This is a genomic window from Clostridium sartagoforme AAU1 (assembly GCF_000401215.1).
Taxonomy (GTDB): domain Bacteria; phylum Bacillota; class Clostridia; order Clostridiales; family Clostridiaceae; genus Clostridium; species Clostridium sartagoforme.
The window spans coordinates 1-20,861 of sequence record NZ_ASRV01000207.1; the positions used below are offsets into that span (position 1 = coordinate 1).

A 20,861-nucleotide genomic window follows, 5' to 3' on the forward strand; every position below is an offset into this window, starting at 1 on the left:
ATGATATAATTTATTTTTTCTTATTTATATCTTGTGATAATATTTCTTATATACAATTAAAAGTGTACCTTTTTAATACAATATAATTAAGGCCTATAACACTAAATTTAACTTTAATATTATAAGCCTTTAGATAAATTTTAAACTTAAATATTTTATTAAATATTCTATACAGTAACTCTGCTTCTTACTTGAGAAGTTTCTCCATCATAATCAAAAGCCTCTATTGTTATATTAACAGGAGACGTTGTTGGAACTGGTAGTTCTGATAATGCAACTTGGAAATTGGTATCATCTTTTCCTACTGTTCCAATCCAATATCCATTTTCAAATAAATTATATCCTAATAAATCTACATCATCATTTCTTCTCCAAGAAACCCTTAATAACCCACCTTCTTTACGAGCTTTCAAGTCTCTTACTTGCCTTGGTTGCATAAGTAAATCTAAATTGTCTGGCCCCCAATTAGCATCTACTGGATTTCCTACGCCATTAACTTTTGCTGTTTCACTATATTGCCATATTCTCCATCGTTTCCATCCACCCACATCTGGTGGAAATGGAGGATTACTTGGAATAGCTGTGTACATTGCTATCCATAATGGCATACTTTTTAATGGTTGAGATCCATTTGGTAATTTAAAATTATTATATAATTCTACAAAGAACACTCCTGTATATAGCATTAATTTTCTTCTAGTTTTTCTTTCAAATCTTTTTCTAAATCTTTCTACCCAATCAACTAATGCCTTAGTACTTATTTTATTATCTGTTGGTGTCTCAACATCTAGTACTGGAAATAAATCTCCATAATTTCTTTCCCCAAATCCTTCCTGCAATATGTTTATGAAATCATCACATTGAGAATCTGCAGTAGTTAAATCATAAGATGGCACAGCATAATGATAAGCCCCTACTGGTATTCCATAATTTCGAGCTGCTTTTGCAAACTCCAAAAATCTTCTATCAACTCTAAATCTCCCCGAACCTGACCCTGATGACCTTAAATATAAAAAGTCTATAGTTCTTGCTAGAGTTTCAAAATTAACATTTTGAGTATATTCATTTATGTCTATTCCAAATCTACTATTAGGATTTTTATTTTGCATTTTTCCTCCAAGAAAAATAATCTCTATATTAGTTTATTACTATCTTTCTTAAAGGTTACTTTATTTAATGTCTTATTGACTTTAATTTTATAAAAAAGCTTACATCATTATCTATGCATTCAGCCCATATACTTCCACTATGTAACTCTATTATATTTTTTGAAATAGCAAGACCAAGTCCACTTCCCTTTGTATTAGAATTTCTAGCCTCATCAACTCTATAAAATCTATCAAACAGTCTATCTACCTTTTCTTTTGGAATATTTTCTCCTCTATTATTTATTACTATATTTACAAAACCTTCAGATTCATATGAAGATATTTTTACCTGTCCTGGCTTAAAGGAATATTTAATTGCATTAGAAAATAAATTTTCAAAAACTCTAACCATTTTTCCTGCATCAATTTCTACAATACTTTTTTCATCTACAAACTTTTTAACTACTTCTATTTCATTTTCTTCAAAAACAGGAATATACTCTTCTATAATCTGAGATAAAAACTCTACAATATTAACCTTAGTTTTCTCTAATACTATTCCCTTATTATTAAGCTTTGTATATTCAAATAAATCTTCTATAAGTTCTTTAAGTTGATTAGACTTATTAAAAGCTATATTTAAATATTCCTTCATAATACCTTCATTTTCATATTTTCCATCTTTGACTAATCCTATATACCCCATTACAGAAGTTAAAGGGGTTCTTAAATCATGTGAAACATTTGTAATAAGCTCACTTTTAGTCTTTTCAGCTCTTCGTTCTCCTTCAATTCTATTTTCTATTTCAAAAGCCATATTATTTATATTCTCCGCTAATTTCTTTATTTCATCTTTTCCCTTTTCTTCAATTCTATAAGATAAATTACCATTTGATATAACTGTTACTCCAGATACTATTTCTTCTATGTATTTCATTTTTTTATTAGTTATTATTATAAATATTGATATAAACATAATAACTGATAAGAAAAGAGCTAAAAATGAATTTTTATCTACATAATAATCATAAGATATATATGGTGTTGGTATTTTAAAATATATAAGATATGCTCTATCTTGACCTATATTAACTGGATAAAGAAAAACTCTCTCATCTCCGTCTTCCACTACTGAATTACTCTTATCTATTACTGCATATATATCTAATTTTTCTTGAAACTCTCCATTTATCTTATATAATATCTTTCCATCTAAATCTGTTATATATATCTTAGTCTTTTCGTTATAATTTTGCTCTAAGATACCTTTTATTTTAGTTTCATCCTTTAGACCGTCTATTTCTTCTCCATACTCACCACTTAATCTTTTAGCTATATTATTAGCTTCTGATTGGATTTCACCAATATTATATTCAAGATTAGTTATTGTTTTATTTTGAGATAACATATTGTTAGCAAAACCATAAAACATAAATGATAGAAAGAAACATATTCCGAAAACAACCATAAGCTCAAATCTTATACTTTTCTCTATTCTTTTATATATCCATTCAAAAACTTCTCTAATTCTCATGCCTATTTTAGAGTTATAAAACTTACTGATAATCCTAACTATAAAATTTCCTGAACTTCCTATTGATTTAGTACTATCTTTCTCAAGCTTTTCTTTTTTTCCTTTCTTCTCCTTTTTCTTTCTACCTATCAATTTTATATCCTACCCCCATACAGTTTTTATGAACTTTGGTCTTCTAGGATCATCTTCTATTTTCTCTCTCACTTTTCTTATATGGACCATAACTGTATTATCAGATTGCATAAAATCTTGTTTCCACACACTGTTATATATATTTTCAATACTAAATACTTTTCCTCTATTTTCTCCTAGCAAAACTAATATATCAAATTCCGTTGGAGTAAGTTTTATTTCTTCCCCCTCTTTAAAAACTTCATGTGTTTCTAAATTTATACTTATTTCATCAATATATAGAATATTATCTTCTCTAACTTCAAGCTCTTCCTTAACAATTGTTTTATTAAATCTTTTATATCTTCTAAGTTGTGATTTAACCCTAGCTACAAGCTCCAATGGATTAAATGGCTTTGTTAAATAATCATCAGCACCTGTGTTTAACCCTAATATTTTATCCATATCTTCAGATTTTGCAGATAACATTATTATAGGCATTTCCCTTTCTTCTCTTATTTTTAAACAAGCCTCTATACCATTTACCTTAGGCATCATTATATCCAATATTATTAAGTCAACATCATTATTTGAAAGCATATTTAATGCCTCTTCACCATTTTCCGCTTTTATTGTTTCATATCCTTCACCCTTTAAATATATATCTATTAAATCTCTAATTTCCTTTTCATCATCTACTATTAAAATTCTTTCTCTACTCAAAGAAATTCACTCCCCTCTACTTCTAAGAATTAGTTTACCATAAAAGAAGCAGTCTTTTAATTCTTCATTTTAATTTTTTACTTCAATTATTTGTATTAACTATTTATTTATATTTTAGTTAAAATATCTTAATATTAAACTTTATTATTCCTTAAAAAAACCTTAATATCTGATACTTTAGAATTATGCTTTGTAAAGACATACTATAAATATAATATATTTATTTAAACTTATATAAAAAAGAATGTTTAAAAGTAAATCAAGTTCTAACTTACTTTCAAACATTCTTTTTGTCATAAAATCAATCTTTACATTAATTAATCCCAATTTTACAGCTATTATTAGTTAACCTTAGTTCATTTATAATAGCATTTGTTATATTAAATTTCTATATCCTTAGCTAAAAGTAAACTTCCTATAATTCCTGCATTATCTTCAAGTATTGGTGGCACTATAAATTCTTCAAGATTAGGCATTTCAACATACTCTGCCATAAGTTTTTTTAATTCTCTTCTTATTAACGGAAAGACTTGTCTTTGCTTCATAACTCCACCACCTAAGATTATACGTTCAGGACTCAATATTAAAACATAACTCATTATTGCTTGGGCAATATAGTAAGCCTCTATTTCCCATGCTTTTTCATTTTTCTCTAATTCATATGCTTTCACTTTATATCTTTCTTCAATAGCTGGTCCAGCTGCCATACCTTCAAAACAATTTTTATGATATGGACATTTGCCTTCATAATTATCTTCCTCATGTCTTCTAACTAAAATATGCCCCATTTCTGGATGGCTAAAACCTTCTAATATTTTACTATTTACTACTGCTCCACCACCTATTCCAGTTCCAATAGTTAAATAAATACAACTGTTTAAACCTATTGCTCCACCCTTTTTAAGTTCTCCATAAGCTGCTGCATTTACATCTGTTGTCCATGCAATTGGAATATTATACTTTTCTTTTATTGCACCTATAAAATTATAATTATTCCATCCTTTTTTAGGAGTACTTGTTATATAACCATAGGTTTTAGAATTTTTATTTATATCTATTGGCCCAAAAGAACCTATTCCTATTGCACATATCTTATATTTATCAAAAAATTCAAAAACTTCTTTCATTGTTTCTTCTGGAACTGTTGTTTTTATACTTACTCTCTCTAAGATATTTAAGTTTTCATCACTTACTGCACAAACAAATTTTGTTCCTCCAGCTTCTATTCCTCCATATAGCATAATAATGCCCTCCCTTAGTTTTATTAATTCCTATATTATAATATAGAAATGTGTAATTGGAAATATTTTGATTGATTCATTTTAAAATCATATAATCCTATTAAATTTTATAATATTAACAGTATAACCAAGATTACATTGTTTATTTTGGTCTATGGTAATCATATATGGCTTCTCTTCAAAATACTTACTATCATCCGTCATAGCTGGTAGCCCATGCCAGGGTTCTAAACAAATAAAAGGCGCTCTCTTTTTAGGAAAGGTCCATAACGCTAATACAGGAAATCCCTCAAAACAAAATCTAACTCCATGATTTCTTTTATTATGTTTAAGAACAACTGAATGTGATTGTATTTTATCTAAAATTATTGCACCTATATCAAAAATTTCATAATTTAGCGGTAACACATTAGTGTTGTTAATATATGGAATAGATTCCTCTTTGCTAAAAGCCTCATCATTAGGAGGAATCATCGCTTCGTTTGTAATTCTTTTATCAAAAAGTATTGAATACTCATCAAAACTTTCATCATTATTCAAAGGCACTTTAAATCCAACATGGCCACCTATGCAAAAACTTATTGGCTTATCATCTATATTCTTTATACAATAAGATGTTTTAAATCCATACTCAATTAATTCATGCTTAATATATAATTCAAATTCATAAGGGTAAAATTTACGTGTATCATCATTACTTCTAAGTAAAAACAATATAAAATTGCTTCCCTTTTCAGCAACCAAGAAATCACTATTACGAGCAAACCCATGTTTATTAATACTAAACTTTTGTCCATCAATAATAGTCGTATTATCTTTTAAAGCCCCTATTATTGGAAAAAGATGAGGTGAGCGCCCTACCCAATATTTTTCATCTCCATTCCATAAATACTCTAATCCACTTTCGTCCTTATAAGAAATTAATTCTCCTCCAAATGTATCAGCAATTGCAGTAAATTCATTTAATTTTAGTTCAATTAACATAAAAACTACTCCCTATTAGCGAAAAAATACTTTACCAGAATTTCAAACCAGCTTATGCCATGAGCCTTTAGCCCTTTAAGATTAAAATGAGCACTATTATTAATTCTATTATCTCCCAAAATATTATCTGTGTTAGGTCCCAATAAAACATCTTTATCATTACAACAATTTCTTTGAGCCTCCAAAATAGCTTTCTTATCTATATTTTCTGCTTTTGGATGATAAGATGCATTGGCTATTACCCAAGGAATATTTAATCCAGTATCTCTACGGCTTCTATATATTAAACTCTTTAATAATACTTCATATTCTTCTCTAGTAGTTTTATTAACAGCATCAGTTTCTCCTTGATGCCACAGCACAGCTCTTGCTCCATTTTCCTTTATTGTATTTAGTGCATTAATTATTCTTTCATATTTAATAGTTCCTTCTCCGAATTCCTTAATTCCAGCCCCTCCCCATCCTGTTGCTAAAAAGCCTATTGGCATATCTAACTCTTTGGCTAGGGCTGACCCTAAAGTCGGCCAAATTGAGCCTCCATTCCCCATATCTACTTCCGGTCCAATTTCACATGGTTGAGGATCATTACATTTAATCCATTGGTTGATTTGTGTATTCCAAGATAATACTCTATTATCATCACTTTCAGTTAATACTTCTCCAAAATTCAGGGAATTTGATTGGCCACCTGTGATAAAAATCTCTCCTACACCTATATTTTCAACGAAGTCCTCTTCAACAACATTCTCATCTTCGTCAAAGGCTTTCATTCTAACTTTATACCATCCAGTGCATGGTAATTCTATTTTCACAGTTCCTCTACCATAATATAATTCTAAATTAATCCATGGAGTTTCAACATCTTTACCAGTTGCCTTAACTTTAATTGCTACAACAGGTCTTGTATAAATAATTTCAATAGGTATAATTGCTTTATTTTCATTATTTCTTTGATAAATACAAGGACTTAATGGTTTATTTATTATTGTACAACGTGGTTGCATTAATATCCCTCCTTAAAAAGACCATATCAGGAAGTAATTATAAGCTTCTTAATATGATCCTTTCATTTAATTCTATTTATACCTTAATCTTCTCTCCCTTTTTAGCAAATATAAATATTCCTATTACTATAAGGATACTTGCTATATACGGTAGTTTAGATGATGCATCCCCTGTATTCGGTAGATATCCAATCTCATTTGATTCTTCAATAGGATTAGTAGGCTTCTCAGCTGGATCTGTAGTTCCTTCTCCTGGATCTTCAGGCTGTTCACCTGGATCTATAGGCTCTTCTCCTGGATTTTCAGGCTCTTCACCTGGATCTGTAGGTTGAACTTCTATTACAACTGAAGTATGAGCAATCCTTGAACTAGGAATTGATCCTGTACCTGTAGTGCTTCCTGCTGTATAATACATGTGTAATATATTATCTTCCTCATAAAACCAAGCATCTGATGCTTTATTTGAATCAGGTTCTTCTAAAACCGAATCATAAAGTGTACCAATTCTCTGTACAGCTCTAAAATCATCACTTATAGATTCAATCTCTATATCTCCATTTGAATTATGAAAAACAATATATTTATTATTATCCCATATCAGCAACCTTGGTGATGCAATATTACCTTTATCCTTATCTATTGGCGTGATTAATGCCTCTTCATTTACTTCCCAATCTTCTCCATTCTGAGAAGTTGCATAGTTAACTTGTCTTTTACCTCCAACATTACCTGTTAGTAACATTGTATATTTATTTCCATTGTCAGTTATCTCATTATTATAAACACTTACTTGATAGGCTTGACTACTCTTTCCATTAAAGTCACTTAAATCTATGACTTTCTTTTTAAAATTAAAGTTAATACCGTCTTTAGAGGTAGCTAACATTACTGAATTCTTAGCTTGACTATAATACATATTAAGCTCACTAGATTCATTATTCCATATTGGAGCTGCACCTGTAACATCTCCTTTAGAATCTCCGCTTAAAGTGCTTGTTATAATTGCTGCTCCGTAATTATATGGAGTCCATGGTCCTTCTGGACTTGGAGCTGTAGCTAAAGCAATTCCACCACTTCCACTAACATAGCTAAAATACATATAATAATTATCAATAGGACTTTCAAAATAATCTTTTGCTTTAATTACTGAAGGAAGTTGAATGTTTGATCCTGTTCCTTTAGTTAGTTGATCACTATTTAATATTGTTTCTCCAGCTTTAAATTCAGGTAACTCTATATTTTCAAAAATTCCTAGGGTTACTATATCACTAGTTATACTTTTGCCATTATAAGTTGCAGTAACTGATAGTTCTACTGTTCCTTGAACCAATGCAATTAAGTTACCATTTTCAGACTTTAATATATTTTCATTGCTACTATTAAACTTAAGGTCTATATTCTTTAAGTCTGAAATTCTATTATCCTTTAATAATACTTCAACCTGTGGTTCTACACTTTCACCAACTATTAAATTTGGCTTATTAATTTTAAGAGAAACATATTTAATTTCATTTTTCTCTTCATCACTTAATTCTTTTGCATGAATTATATTAGCATGAAGACGTTTTCCACCCTCATAAAACATATGCCAAACACCTTCATCATCTTGTATAAATACAGGAGCACCAGATCTTGCGTAGTCTGGATAACTATCTGATGAGTCATAAAATACACCCCAATGGATTTCTTTATCTAGACTCTCTCCAACTTCCACTGAATACATATTTCCTGTACTTCCATGACACATTATATAATATCTGCCTTCCCATTCCATAAAATATGCTCCAGATATATTTCCAGCATAATTCATATTTGGGTCACTATCTGGCGATACCAATGCTTCCTTTACAGGAGTCCAATCTATTCCATCCTTCGAATGAGCATAATAGATTTTTCTCATATTGGCAGTGTTATTTATCATAATTGTCATTATATATTTATTATCTAATCCAGGAATTTCATGCTCCACTACACGTGCATAGCTTGATTCTGTCAGACCTTTACCTGTTGGTGAGAAATCATTAGCTCTAACACATTCACCACCATATGTCCAATTTACTAAATCATCTGATGTAGCATATCTTGTTACATTATTTTCTCCATGGAAGTACATAAAGTACTTATTATACGTAGAATTCCACATTACATCTGGAGATGAAACATGTGTTACATTATAATAGTAATTCCCATTCTCACTTTCCCAACTATTGGATATTAAAGGATTACTTCCATATTCAGTCCATGGTCCATCTAAAGTTGGTGCTGTTGCTAAACATATTCCAGCTGGAGCATCATGTGGTGCATAGAACATATAATAACGATCAATTGAATTTTCTATTGGATGAACCTTTGTATCTACAATTGAAGGAAAATTAAATTCCTTTGTTGGATTATACTTATAATCATCAATTTTTATGATTTCATCTATTGAATAGAAGGTAGGAAAAACTGGTGCCTCCAAGTTTTCAGTAATTATATATTGATCAGAATTTCTTGAAATGTTATCAAATTTAACTTGTACATAGTATGTCCCTATTTTAAGAGAAGCTGGCAAAATTAAATTTATCTCACCTTGATTATTTATAATAGTACCTTCATTTCTTATGCCACTAACAGGTATATTTTTTGAATCTACCAATAAAGCTTCAAAAACTGTGCCATCATCAACTAAATTTGTTTTAATTGATGTTCTTATAGTATTTTCACTTCCCTCTTTATGAGTGTAAGATGAAAGTGTTACTTCTGATATTTCTTTTCGTTTCTCAGGTAGAATAGTACCATCCCCTATTTGTACTGACTTAACATCTAGATTGCAAAGATTTCCTACATCTGCACCTAATCTTACCAAGTCTCCATCCTTCATTTTAGCAGCATCTATCTTTTCGAATACCTTATTATCATCAATGTACAAATCGAAACTTCTATTTCCAGTAGTTTTATCACGTTCTCCAATTAGGAATGTATATTCGTGCCACATAGTCGTATCTATATTAACTACTTTATTATCTCCATTCCAATTAATTGCAGTAACCTTACCTGTTTTATCATCACCGTATGTTAAAAATATTTTTGAGATTCTTCCATTTTCATTGTTATCAATCCCCTTAGTCCTTATTGATATCTCACTACCACCGCTAGCAATAGGAGCTGGAACTCTAGCCTCTATTTTCACTGTAAAAGCTTCATTGTCCGGTAAATCTAAATTGGAAGGTGAGGCTAACCATAGATATTTTCCTTGTTCATTATCAGATAAAGTTGATTTTGAAATGTTAGCATACCCTTCATCTTCATTAAAAATCACTTTACCATTACCAGCACCAACTTCTCTCCAATTACCTATATTTGACATACTCTTGTTGATTATATTCCATATATCCTGCTGTCCAATATTATAAGCGTAAGCAGATGTAAAATTTGCAAATATCATTACAACAAGATAAATTATACTTGTCCTTTTCAAAATATTTTTTTTCATCCCTATCTCCTTTATGTTTAGACTCTTTTTGATATACTTTACAAATTCTTATTACTATCTTTGACTTCTACATACAATAGTTCTTGTACATATCCGCCAATTCATCTAAGTATGTATCTTTTATCTTGCCTATATTCATAAGATATTTATAATCATAAAAATTGGGAAGACAATCTAACTTTAGTATCTTTTTAGTAAATCCATGGGCTGCTATTTCACTGCACCTACTGATATTTGCCTTACGCTTAAAATTCATAAACTTTACTGTAACAACTGGGTCTAAAACCTCTGAAACTACTGTGTTATTTGATAATTCATGATAATGAAAAAATTCATGACATAGATGAATCTTTAGTGATAATTCTTCTGATATACCACTAATATTAGCTAATTCTTTTATAGAATCTTTATAAATTATAACTTTGCTTTTATTATGTTTATCCCACTCAAATTGTGCTCTGAAATTAACATTATAAAAGTTACCATTATTTTGTGAGTATTCAATATCTATTTCATTAATTTTATATAATTCAAATATATCGTGAACACTATATAAATCAGCTACTTCATATCCAATCTCTAAGCTTTTTAATATATAGTCTTTCACCTTATATTTTTCAATTTTATGAAAAAGTAAATCTTCAGATATTTCACCAAAAGCAAGCACCTGATCTAAATCTTCAATCCTTGTCATGATATTCCCTCATTTCAAAATTATTTATATGCTACAGCAATTATATTGTCATCATCTTTTAAGAATTCAGTTTCTAAGTCAGTGATTGATAATAACTGTTCTAAATTTTGCATACCAGTTAAATCAAGCATCTTTTCCTTATAAAATAGAAATACTTTAGGTATAGTTGCGTTTGCATCAGAGAATGTAGTGTTTTCATCAACAAATTCAACAAATTTGCTGTGGATTTCAGATTTTGAGAATTCCACAAAAAATGCCTTTTCTTTCTTTAATCTCACTACACCTTCACGATCTATTACACAACTACTACTTTTTTCTTTTTGATTAATCCAAACAACTTATTTTCCTCAACTAAAGATTCAATTAAATGCCATCTACCTGTACTAAAAATAGGAGACACATTAGTTAAGTTACATCCTAAAGCCTCAGAAGCAATTTTTAATAACTCTTCTTGGTTAAGTGATTTTGCATTCAAATCCTTGTTTCTAAATTCAGTGGCACCAGTTGCTACTGCACGTACAATATTCTTTTGACTATCAATTTCTATGTTGACATCTACCGTTTCTTCATTTGCTCCAGATTGAATAATCTTTTCTATTACATCTGCACGTATACGCTTAATGTCTTCTTCTGTAGGATTAACTATTGTACGTTCTATCTGCTCTCTTACCATTGCAAGGGCAACCCCTATAGTTGAAATAAATGGTGCATTTTTTGCTAACTTCCATTTGAAATCATAGTGTTCAGCTAATGCATTTACTACAACTGCACCACTTCCACCTCCACCTACAAGGACTATGAACTTTCTATCTAGATCATATTCTTGAATTAGTTCATCAATTACTATAGATAATTTATTTATTGCAATCTTCATTACTTCCTTAGCAGCTTCCTCTATACTTAAACCAACATATTCTGCTAAAGCTGACCACGCAAGTCTAGCACTCTCAATATTTCCTCTAGCATAATCACCTTCTGGAACATAATTTAAGATATTCGCAGCACCTGCTAGTGTTAATGAATAATCATTACCAGTTCCACTTTCAACTACTGCATATTCCTTAGGATCATCATCTCTTGGTGAAATAAACTTGATTTTAGGTAATGAAAACTTCTTTTCCTCTGTAAAACATTCATATTCAATTCCTGCAATATGGGCACTTCTTGGTCCAACATCTACTATCTTCTTATCCTTAACTCGTATCATACTACCACCAGCTATGGCTAATGTTCTAACATCTAAAGATCTTAAGTATGTTTTATGACCTCCAACTTGAGCATATTTAATCATTACCTTACCATTTTTTATTACAGAAATATCTACACTTGTACCACCAACCTCAAAGAATATTCCATCAGAAACCTTTTCATACATTAATGCACCAGCAACTCCAGCTGCAAGTCCAGATAACATTGTTAAAATAGGTCTTTTTCTAACTTCATTTATACTCATTACACCACCATCACAGCGCATAATCATCAAGTTTGATTTTATATCCGTATCTATTACAGCCTTTTCTGTCATATTTGCTGTCTGCATCATTCTAGGTATTAAACTAGCATTTACAACTGCTGTCCTCGTACGCATTTTTAATCCATATAATTCAGAAATTTCATGTCCACCTGTAGCAAATAAACCCTTTCCATTTGCAATTTCAATTACTTTCTGTTCATTTTCTGGATTATCTACGCTATATGCTTCTGAAGCAACAATTACATCACATTTATCCTTAATTAAAGTATTTATTGCTTCATTTATTGAAGCTTCATTAACATCTTTAGAATCAATAAATAAATGCTCTGATTTTAAATACTTACCTTGAGCTAATTCAATATTCTCTACGTTAGTTTCCTTCTTTGCACCTCTTGAATCAAAACCTGTACCCATACCAATAATACCAACGCTTGCTACATCACCTTCCAATAAAGCATTTGTAGCCTGCGTTGTTCCATGAGCTATGAATACAACGTCATTAGGAGAAATATTATTCTCTTCTAATATTGCTTTTATTATCTTTACAACTCCTACAGCTACCCCTTCTTCATGAGTAGTTGGAATTTTCATTTTAGCTATTAATTCATATGTTTCATTATCTATTGCTACAGCATCTGTAAAAGTTCCACCAACATCTATCCCGATTCTTACTTTATTCATAATAAATCCTCCTATCTTATATACAATGTATAGTTCATCTAAGACTTCCATTATTTAAGGTAGTCTTAGATGAATCTAATTCTAATAAATCATGAATGCTGCTACTATTAAACCAACAATTGTTGATAGAAAAATCCAAGGAATTGTTTTCTTTATTATTTCATTTACATCTTGTTTAGTGAAATCCGCAACCCATACATTATGAGAATTAGTAGGATCACATACAGCTTGCACATTTGAATCTAAACGTAAAGCTACCATAGCAGCTATAGGATTCATTCCTCCTGCAGCAAGTAAAGCAATAATTCCACTTCCTAATCCCCATACATTTAAAGGTCCACGATAAATTGCAAGTGGTGATAATAAACCAAATACTAATATATACATAATTGGATTTGATGGTATTAATAAATTAATAGCTGGTTGAAGGATTGCTGCTACTTCTGGTGACATTACAGAATTTAACAACATACCTATACCAATCATTAATCCTGCTGCACCTGCAACATCTTGAATACCTTCTACAAAAGCACTTGATACTATGTGTAAAGGATTTTTGGGAGTAGATAAAATAAGTGCAATTAAAATTCCTATAATAACTGCTGGTACTAATTGTAGTTTAAAAGCAAATACTAATACTACTGGGATAATTGGACTAATTAACGCTATAGTTCTAACTTTCTTTTCTGTTCCTCTTGCTTGTGCGTCTGTAGGCATTGCCCACGCTTTTCTAATTTTTCCTTGATACTTAACAAAATATACTATCATAAAAACTGCTACGATTATTAATGGGATTCCACATAACCATGAATACTTTGTAACTGTTTCAAGCGGTAAACCTAAAACATCAATATAAACTGCTAATGTACTAACTGAGAATGTTACTCCAATTCCGTTTGAAAGCAATAAAACTATTCCACTAACTAATGGGCTTAATCCTGCTGATATCATAATTGGTATAATGATTGTACCTACTAGGATTACCATACCAAGACCATTAGATGCCGCAAATATTACTGAAGATACAGCTAAGAATGCTAAGGCTATTGGTAACGGCTTATCTCCAGCAAGTTCAGCAGCTTTTTTTATAATTGTACTTGTAATACCAACCTTACTTAAAACTTTACCAAATAAGGATCCAAATATAAGACCAGCAATTGCTGTACTCATTCTCATGGAGCCTGCTTCTAATACATTTTTAGCTATAGTAAACTTTTCTGGGTCTTGTGCCATAAAAGGAATGCCAGCTATAAATGCTATTGCTATTGCCATAATTGGTAATGCTAAAATTGTTGAAATCTTCCTTCCTACCATTAGCCCTACCAAACCGAGAAATACCACTAAGATCAAAATTAATTGTAATGTACTATTCATAATTATTCCCCCTATATTTCAATATAACTTCCTTGTTTAATTAATAAAGATTGTAATTCCTTAATATCTATATTCCTAGTATCACCATATTTAACTGCTAATGCTGCAGCCACCCCAGCTGCTTGTCCTAATGCTGTCAATGTTGGTGTTGTTCTAATTGCTGCTTGAGCTTCGAAAGTTGCTGATACACATCTTCCTGTGACTAATAAGTTCTTAAATTCATTAACCACCATAATATCGTATGGAATACTATAATAATCATCAAAAGATTTAGCATGAACACTCATAGTACCTTCTCCCTTAGGGTTATGAATATCAATTGGATAAGCGGAATGAGCTATTACATTTTCAAATCTTTTCCTATCCAAAACATCCTCTGCAGTCAATGTATATTTCCCACATATTTGTCTACTTCCTCTAACTCCAATTGAAGGTCCCGTTATTACAACTTTTGCATTTTTAAATCCTGGTATTCTTCTTACTAGAAAATTGTATAGTTCTTCACATTGCTTACGACCAATGAATTCAGCCTCAGAGATACTTTTTGCATCTACTCCACTATGTTCAATTATTCTTGTTGTATTTATAATAAATTCTCCAGGTACTGAAGTTTCGAAAAATAGTATATCCTCTCTAGGTATTGATAATTCACCTTTTCTCTTACCTTCCTTAAATTCTTCATCAAATCCTATAAAAGATAAGGTTTGAGCTGAATCTAATAAACTAATATCCTTATTTAATCTAGGAAATTTTTCTGAATTCTCTCTAGCATAATTTCTTAGTTCTTTGCTGTCAACATCGTATAATTTCATATTCATTGTCATTGGTTGCATTGCACTGTCAGATTCTCTTCCTAATTTACATGGAACTTTACAGTAATTTGCAATATCCGCATCACCAGTTGCATCAATAAATATCTTTGCTTTATAAGAAGTTAGCCCATCCTTATTACAAATATAAATGGATTTTACTTCTTCATTTTCAAAATCTACCCCAGCAATAAATGAATGATATAACACATCACATTTAGCTTCAGTTATCATTTCATCTAATATTATTTTCATTCCCTCAGTACTAAAGGGGGTTAAGTAGCTTATATAATTTGTTGTATCACGAACATGTCCTGGAGAGTACCCCCTAGCTTTTAAGTTTTGTACAATCTCTTCACCTATTCCTAATATAACTTGTTTTTCTCCTGCGTGAAAGGTCATCATTGGTCCTACCCCACATGCAGTTAAGGCACCGCCTAAGTATCCATTCTTTTCAACAATTAAAACCTTTGCTCCATTTCTAGCAGCCGAAAGGGCAGAAATAGTGCCTGATATTCCCCCACCAGCTACAATTAAATCATAAACCTTACCATGTTCTATAATATTTAGCATTAAGCATTCCTCCATAATTAATTGATCTATCTAAACTTACAATTACCATAATTCAATCATAAGTTTATCATGGAATACAGATATATTATCAATTGTTTGTTAACGTTAACATTAATTAAATATTACCATCTTTTTCATTCCCAGTCAATGCTTTTGAATATTTTTTTCAAAAACTTTCATACTTTTTGAAAATAGGCCATTTATTTTTCTACTATACATATTTATCACTTATAATAATTATCAAATATTTTTACCTATTATTACTAGCTATGAATATTGTTTATAATAGAAAAATTTGTTATCATATAAGAAACAACTTTTTTATAGGAGGATGTTAAATGACATCTGTTGTAATTTCGAAAATAATCTCGTTACAATCTAGCTTTACAGTTAGTGAAAATGAAATAAGCCAATTCGTAATTAATAATACAGACTTTGTAATTACAAATACGATAACCAATTTAGCTAAGGCAATTGGTACTTCAGAAGCTAGTATTAACCGTTTTTGTAAAAAGGTAGGTTATAAAGGTTTTAATAATTTTAAAATAGCATTAGCTCAGAGTACTTCTAATAATACTAGAGAAATTCAAAATTATTTAAACAAAGATACTAATATAATTGAATCAGTATCACTTGATTATAGACAACTTATTAATAATACATCAGCTATGCTAAATGAAGAAGCATTAATTAAAAGTGCAAACCTTATTAAAGAAGCAAATAATATTCATATTATCTCTTTAATAAATACATCTTTTGTAGCAAATGAATTTGCCTTTAAATTATCACTAATAGGGTTAAATGTAAAATCTCATACTGATATTTTAGATATTCATCTATGTACTTCTAATATATCATCTAAGGATTTATTAATTGTTATAGTCCCTACATTACTATGTAAGGATATCTATCCTGCTTTAATAGCTTCAAAAGAACGTGGAGCTAAAATAATTTCAATAACAAGTAATGACTCCCCAAAATTAAATGACATAGTTGATGTTAAGTTAATTACTGCTGATAAAATTATTGCTGCTAATTCATTATCCCTTTCTAATAGCTTAATGACATTGTTTACAATTGATTTAATCTACTCCTTATTATTAAGAGATAATAAGAGTTTAAGGCAATGTAAAATGAGCAGTGATACAATTGTTAGTACACATCAAACAATTGACAGATATTTAATCGACTTTTAACTATAAAAATAAGAGCACTAAAGTGCTCTTATTTTTATCAGGAATATATAAAGTTTTTTGGCTAATTAAAATTTTATTTCATCTAATATATTTTTTAATTCATTTATATCTTCTTTAGTTAGATTATCCGATTTAATAAAATTTACTAACATTTCATTTACAGATCCATTAAATACCTTCCTTAAAAAACATTCGCTTTCTTCTTTAATACATTCTTCTTCAGAAATAAGAGGAAAATAAAAATATTCCTTCCCAAATTTTTTAAAGCTAATAACTTCCTTATTCAACAATCTACTAATAAGACTTTTTATAGTGGCTTTCTTCCACAATTTCTTCCCTTTAAGACTTTCAATAACTTCACTTGATGTTGCTTCTCCCAAACCCCATATTACTTTCATAACTTCCCATTCTGCATCTGATATTTTCGGTAAATTCCCCATAAATTTTCCCTCTCTTGATTACGGTTGTAATTCTTAATTCAAGTTTACAACCGTAGCCAAAGCTTGTCAACAAATAATGGAAAAAGTATTATCTTATTAACATTACCTATTATATAAAGTATATTAACTTTATCGTTAGTATAAAATTTTAGCTATTAATAAAAATACATATTCCCTTACAATACTATTATCAGAATAACTAAATAGTGTAGTAAGGAATATGCATTTTCTTTTATATTATATTCTAATATTTCTAATAAAGAGTTAATTTATTATATTTTAGATAATTTTAGAGATTTCCAAAAGCAAGTATTAATGCACCAAATACTATTGATACCATTGACATAAGCTTAATTAATATATTTATAGATGGTCCTGTGGTATCTTTAAATGGATCTCCTACAGTATCTCCAACTACAGCAGCCTTATGACAATCTGAGCCTTTTCCTCCTAGAACTCCTGATTCAATATACTTTTTAGCATTATCCCAAGCTCCACCTGAGTTTGACATCATGATTGCAATGGAAAATCCAGTTACTGTAGATCCTGCTAATAATCCTGCAACTCCATTTGGTCCTAATAATAGACCAACTACAATTGGTGTAGCAATAGCAATTACTGCTATTGTTATAAGTTCCCTTTGAGATGATTTTGTACAAATATCAACACATGAAGCATAATCTGGTTCTGCCTTTCCTTCCATAAGTCCTGGAATCTCTTTAAATTGCCTTCTTACTTCCACAACAATTTTAGATGCTGCCCGCCCAACTGCATCCATTGTCTTTGATGAAAATAGAAATGTAATCATTCCTCCAATAAATAGACCTATAAGAACTTGTGGATTTAATATAGATAAATTGAATTCAAATTTGTAAACTCCACTTTTAGCCATATTTTCGATTGAATCTTTATACGCTGCAATAAAAGCAAGAGCAGTAAGTGCTGCTGAACCTATTGCAAATCCCTTTCCTGTAGCTGCTGTTGTATTTCCTAGGGAATCTAGAGCATCAGTTCTTTTTCTAACTTCTGGATCTTGATTTGACATTTCTGCTATTCCTCCAGCATTATCTGCTATTGGTCCATAAGCATCTGTTGCTAGCGTTATTCCTAAAGTAGATAACATGCCTACAGCTGAAATTGCTATTCCATATAAACCTAAATTAAAATCATTTGAGCCTCCTGATAAGTTAAAGCTTAGTAAAACTGATATTGAAACGATAATCACCGGAATTGCTGTTGATACCATTCCTAAAGATAGCCCCCCTATTATTGTGGTTGCTGGACCCGTCTTCGTCATATCAGCTAATTTTTTTGTTGGACTATAATTATCTGAGGTATAGTATTCTGTAAAAAATCCTATTAATATTCCAGATAATAGTCCTGATAGGATGCTAAAATAAATTCCTATGTTTTCAGTTCCTAATAATGTTTTTACAATGAAAAAGGCTCCAACTGCTACAAATATGGATGATATATATACTCCTCTTCTTAAAGCTTTCAAAAGATTTTTTTGTGTTGCATCTTCCTTAGTTCTAACAAAGAATGTAGAAATTATAGATGCTACTACACCTAAAGCTGCAACTAATAAAGGAACTGCTACTCCTTTTACAGATAATCCTGCAGCTACTGCTAATGCGCAAGATGAAACTAGTGAGCCTACGTATGATTCATATAAGTCTGCTCCCATCCCAGCAACATCTCCAACGTTATCTCCAACATTATCAGCTATAACTGCTGGATTTCTTGGATCATCTTCTGGAATTCCTATTTCAACCTTTCCAACTAAATCCGCTCCAACATCAGCTGCTTTAGTGAATATTCCTCCTCCAACTCTAGCAAACAATGCCATAGAAGATGCCCCTATACCAAATGTCAATATATTTGATGCTATTTCAACTACTCTCTCACCTTCTGGTAAGTAATTATAATAACAATTTAGAAATAAATACCCTAATGCTATATAAAATAATCCTAAAGAAACTACTACAATTCCAATTACAGCTCCACTTTTAAAAGAGATATTTAAAGCTCCATTCAAACTTTTTTTAGCAGCGGCTGTTGTTCTTCCATTTGCATTAGTTGCAACTTTCATTCCAATATATCCGCTTAAGCCTGATAAGAAGCCACCAATTATAAAAGAAAATGGTACAAAAATTGAAACATAATCAAATATGCTTAGAAATAAGAATATGACAAACATTAAACCGAAGAATATTCCTACTCCTTTATATTGTCTTTTTAAGTATGCATTTGCTCCTTTTTTAATACTGTTTGAAATCTTTTGTATAATTTCATCTCCATCATCTTCTTTTAGTATTAGATATAATTGATAAGCTGCAAAGAGTAGTCCTAAAATAGATACGATTAGAACTATAAAAATTAAATTCACAATAATTCCTCCCATTTTTATATAAATATATTATCTTCACTTTATTATACGTTTCATATTTTTGGAAAATACTTCACTATAGTAATAAAATACGAAGCATTTTTCAGTTCACAGTTCACAAGGCACAGTACACAGTTGTTTTGATTTTATAGGTAACAGGGAACAGGTATCAGGTAACAAGTACTAAGTGTAAACTATAATTAGAAATTAAGAAACATCTACTTCAAGGTGAGCTTCAATACATAGGCTTTCATACTAAGTTCAATTGTAAATGCGTTCAACTTTACTAAGTATTCAATGCCGCATACATTATATAGTTTAAGTTTTGTGCAGCAAAACAACCTCAATTTTTTCATTCTTTCATTTATAAATTGCTTCGCAATTTATATCATAATCTGTTCCCTATTCCCTATTCCAAAAACTGTGAACTGTGAACTGTGCGCTGTGAACTATATAAATTGCTTCGCAATTTAAATCTAATAATAAAAAGTACACTTATTAATTAAAAAACAAGTGTACTTTCATTATTAATAAAATAATTTATTTATTTTTTATTGATTTATAAATGTAAAATGCAATACTACCAAAAATAATAATTAATTCTATTGGTAAAAATATTAGGAATGAATTACCATTGTTATTTCCTGTTATATCTAATCTTATTTGCATTGATGCAAATATTACCATAATCTCAACATTGATAACTCTCATAAAAGTTGATGCCATATTGTATTGTTTTTCTTTATTCTCAGTAGTTATATTTACTGCATAATTGTATATTTGAGGATATCTTCCTAAAATGCTCATAGCTATATATATTATTAATGCTATTGGTAATATATATAATATTGTATTTCTTGAACATATCCGTCAACCTCACCTCTCATATTATAGTGAGTTGGTACTATATCAGCTGCATCTTTCCAATGCATAAATGTAATTATAACTAAAAATAAAGTTAATATAACCCCCAAAATGTCTATAATTTTATTAATACTTTTATAAGCTTCACTACTTTCCCATTTCTTCATTTATACTACCTAATTTTCTCGAAATTAATTTTTCCTGATA

Annotated in this window: 16 protein-coding genes and 1 pseudogene; 1 reads left to right on the plus strand and 16 read right to left on the minus strand. The window is 30.1% G+C overall.

Features of this window, described 5'->3' with window-relative positions; all coding sequences use genetic code 11:
* Positions 1-167: 167 nt before the first annotated feature.
* From A500_RS16635 to A500_RS16685, 12 genes and pseudogenes are all read right to left on the minus strand, one after another.
* Positions 168-1,109, minus strand: coding sequence for a glycoside hydrolase family 25 protein (locus A500_RS16635; protein WP_016208731.1), 942 nt, complete (start codon positions 1,107-1,109; stop codon positions 168-170).
* A gap of 64 nt (positions 1,110-1,173) precedes the next feature.
* Positions 1,174-2,754: a sensor histidine kinase gene (locus tag A500_RS16640; RefSeq protein ID WP_016208732.1), complete on the minus strand. Its 1,581-nt coding sequence runs from the start codon at positions 2,752-2,754 to the stop codon at positions 1,174-1,176.
* Positions 2,744-3,456: pseudogene (locus A500_RS16645) on the minus strand (response regulator transcription factor). The gene A500_RS16640 and the pseudogene A500_RS16645 overlap by 11 nt, the downstream one beginning before the upstream one ends.
* 380 nt (positions 3,457-3,836) lie before the next feature.
* Positions 3,837-4,697 (minus strand): ROK family protein, encoded by an 861-nt coding sequence (locus tag A500_RS16650; RefSeq protein ID WP_016208734.1) that lies wholly within the window; start codon positions 4,695-4,697, stop codon positions 3,837-3,839.
* Positions 4,698-4,784: 87 nt separating this feature from the next.
* Positions 4,785-5,681 (minus strand): aldose 1-epimerase family protein, encoded by an 897-nt coding sequence (locus tag A500_RS16655; RefSeq protein WP_016208735.1) that lies wholly within the window; start codon positions 5,679-5,681, stop codon positions 4,785-4,787.
* A gap of 5 nt (positions 5,682-5,686) precedes the next feature.
* Positions 5,687-6,685 (minus strand): sialate O-acetylesterase, encoded by a 999-nt coding sequence (locus A500_RS16660; protein WP_016208736.1) that lies wholly within the window; start codon positions 6,683-6,685, stop codon positions 5,687-5,689.
* 76 nt (positions 6,686-6,761) lie between these two features.
* Positions 6,762-10,160: an LPXTG cell wall anchor domain-containing protein gene (locus tag A500_RS19730; protein WP_016208737.1), complete on the minus strand. Its 3,399-nt coding sequence runs from the start codon at positions 10,158-10,160 to the stop codon at positions 6,762-6,764.
* A gap of 67 nt (positions 10,161-10,227) precedes the next feature.
* Positions 10,228-10,854 (minus strand): hypothetical protein, encoded by a 627-nt coding sequence (locus A500_RS16670; RefSeq protein ID WP_016208738.1) that lies wholly within the window; start codon positions 10,852-10,854, stop codon positions 10,228-10,230.
* A gap of 20 nt (positions 10,855-10,874) precedes the next feature.
* Positions 10,875-11,102, minus strand: coding sequence for a hypothetical protein (locus A500_RS21470; RefSeq protein WP_242835157.1), 228 nt, complete (start codon positions 11,100-11,102; stop codon positions 10,875-10,877).
* A gap of 47 nt (positions 11,103-11,149) precedes the next feature.
* Positions 11,150-13,009 (minus strand): hydantoinase/oxoprolinase family protein, encoded by a 1,860-nt coding sequence (locus tag A500_RS16675; RefSeq protein WP_242835158.1) that lies wholly within the window; start codon positions 13,007-13,009, stop codon positions 11,150-11,152.
* Positions 13,010-13,090: 81 nt separating this feature from the next.
* The gene (locus A500_RS16680) at positions 13,091-14,383 is read right to left on the minus strand and encodes a citrate transporter (protein WP_016208739.1); all 1,293 of its coding nucleotides are present in this window, start codon (positions 14,381-14,383) and stop codon (positions 13,091-13,093) included.
* Between the two features lie 11 nt (positions 14,384-14,394).
* On the minus strand, positions 14,395-15,765 hold the full coding sequence (locus A500_RS16685; RefSeq protein WP_016208740.1) for an FAD-dependent oxidoreductase: 1,371 nt from the start codon (positions 15,763-15,765) through the stop codon (positions 14,395-14,397).
* Between the two features lie 338 nt (positions 15,766-16,103).
* On the opposite strand from A500_RS16685, the gene A500_RS16690 reads away from it, so the two are divergent.
* Entirely contained in the window at positions 16,104-16,961 is an 858-nt protein-coding gene (locus A500_RS16690) for a MurR/RpiR family transcriptional regulator (RefSeq protein ID WP_016208741.1), read from the plus strand.
* Between the two features lie 65 nt (positions 16,962-17,026).
* Here the strand turns inward: A500_RS16690 and A500_RS16695 are convergent, their stop codons facing one another.
* The 4 genes from A500_RS16695 to A500_RS20560 form a co-directional block, all read right to left on the minus strand.
* The gene (locus A500_RS16695) at positions 17,027-17,401 is read right to left on the minus strand and encodes a BlaI/MecI/CopY family transcriptional regulator (RefSeq protein WP_016208742.1); all 375 of its coding nucleotides are present in this window, start codon (positions 17,399-17,401) and stop codon (positions 17,027-17,029) included.
* A 289-nt stretch (positions 17,402-17,690) separates the two neighbouring features.
* Positions 17,691-19,790 (minus strand): sodium-translocating pyrophosphatase, encoded by a 2,100-nt coding sequence (locus A500_RS16700; RefSeq protein ID WP_016208743.1) that lies wholly within the window; start codon positions 19,788-19,790, stop codon positions 17,691-17,693.
* Positions 19,791-20,330: 540 nt separating this feature from the next.
* On the minus strand, positions 20,331-20,597 hold the full coding sequence (locus tag A500_RS20555; protein WP_016208744.1) for a hypothetical protein: 267 nt from the start codon (positions 20,595-20,597) through the stop codon (positions 20,331-20,333).
* A 20-nt stretch (positions 20,598-20,617) separates the two neighbouring features.
* On the minus strand, positions 20,618-20,821 hold the full coding sequence (locus tag A500_RS20560; RefSeq protein ID WP_016208745.1) for a DUF1648 domain-containing protein: 204 nt from the start codon (positions 20,819-20,821) through the stop codon (positions 20,618-20,620).
* Between the last annotated feature and the right edge of the window lie 40 nt (positions 20,822-20,861).

Coding starts and splice junctions, on each gene's coding strand:
- A500_RS16635 (WP_016208731.1), bottom strand. CDS start 1,109: ATGCAAAATAAAAATCCTAATAGTAGATTTGGAATAGACATAAATGAA.
- A500_RS16650 (WP_016208734.1), bottom strand. CDS start 4,697: ATGCTATATGGAGGAATAGAAGCTGGAGGAACAAAATTTGTTTGTGCA.
- A500_RS16655 (WP_016208735.1), bottom strand. CDS start 5,681: ATGTTAATTGAACTAAAATTAAATGAATTTACTGCAATTGCTGATACA.
- A500_RS16660 (WP_016208736.1), bottom strand. CDS start 6,685: ATGCAACCACGTTGTACAATAATAAATAAACCATTAAGTCCTTGTATT.
- A500_RS19730 (WP_016208737.1), bottom strand. CDS start 10,160: ATGAAAAAAAATATTTTGAAAAGGACAAGTATAATTTATCTTGTTGTA.
- A500_RS16670 (WP_016208738.1), bottom strand. CDS start 10,854: ATGACAAGGATTGAAGATTTAGATCAGGTGCTTGCTTTTGGTGAAATA.
- A500_RS16675 (WP_242835158.1), bottom strand. CDS start 13,009: ATGAATAAAGTAAGAATCGGGATAGATGTTGGTGGAACTTTTACAGAT.
- A500_RS16680 (WP_016208739.1), bottom strand. CDS start 14,383: ATGAATAGTACATTACAATTAATTTTGATCTTAGTGGTATTTCTCGGT.
- A500_RS16685 (WP_016208740.1), bottom strand. CDS start 15,765: ATGCTAAATATTATAGAACATGGTAAGGTTTATGATTTAATTGTAGCT.
- A500_RS16690 (WP_016208741.1), top strand. CDS start 16,104: ATGACATCTGTTGTAATTTCGAAAATAATCTCGTTACAATCTAGCTTT.
- A500_RS16695 (WP_016208742.1), bottom strand. CDS start 17,401: ATGGGGAATTTACCGAAAATATCAGATGCAGAATGGGAAGTTATGAAA.
- A500_RS20555 (WP_016208744.1), bottom strand. CDS start 20,597: ATGAGCATTTTAGGAAGATATCCTCAAATATACAATTATGCAGTAAAT.
- A500_RS20560 (WP_016208745.1), bottom strand. CDS start 20,821: ATGAAGAAATGGGAAAGTAGTGAAGCTTATAAAAGTATTAATAAAATT.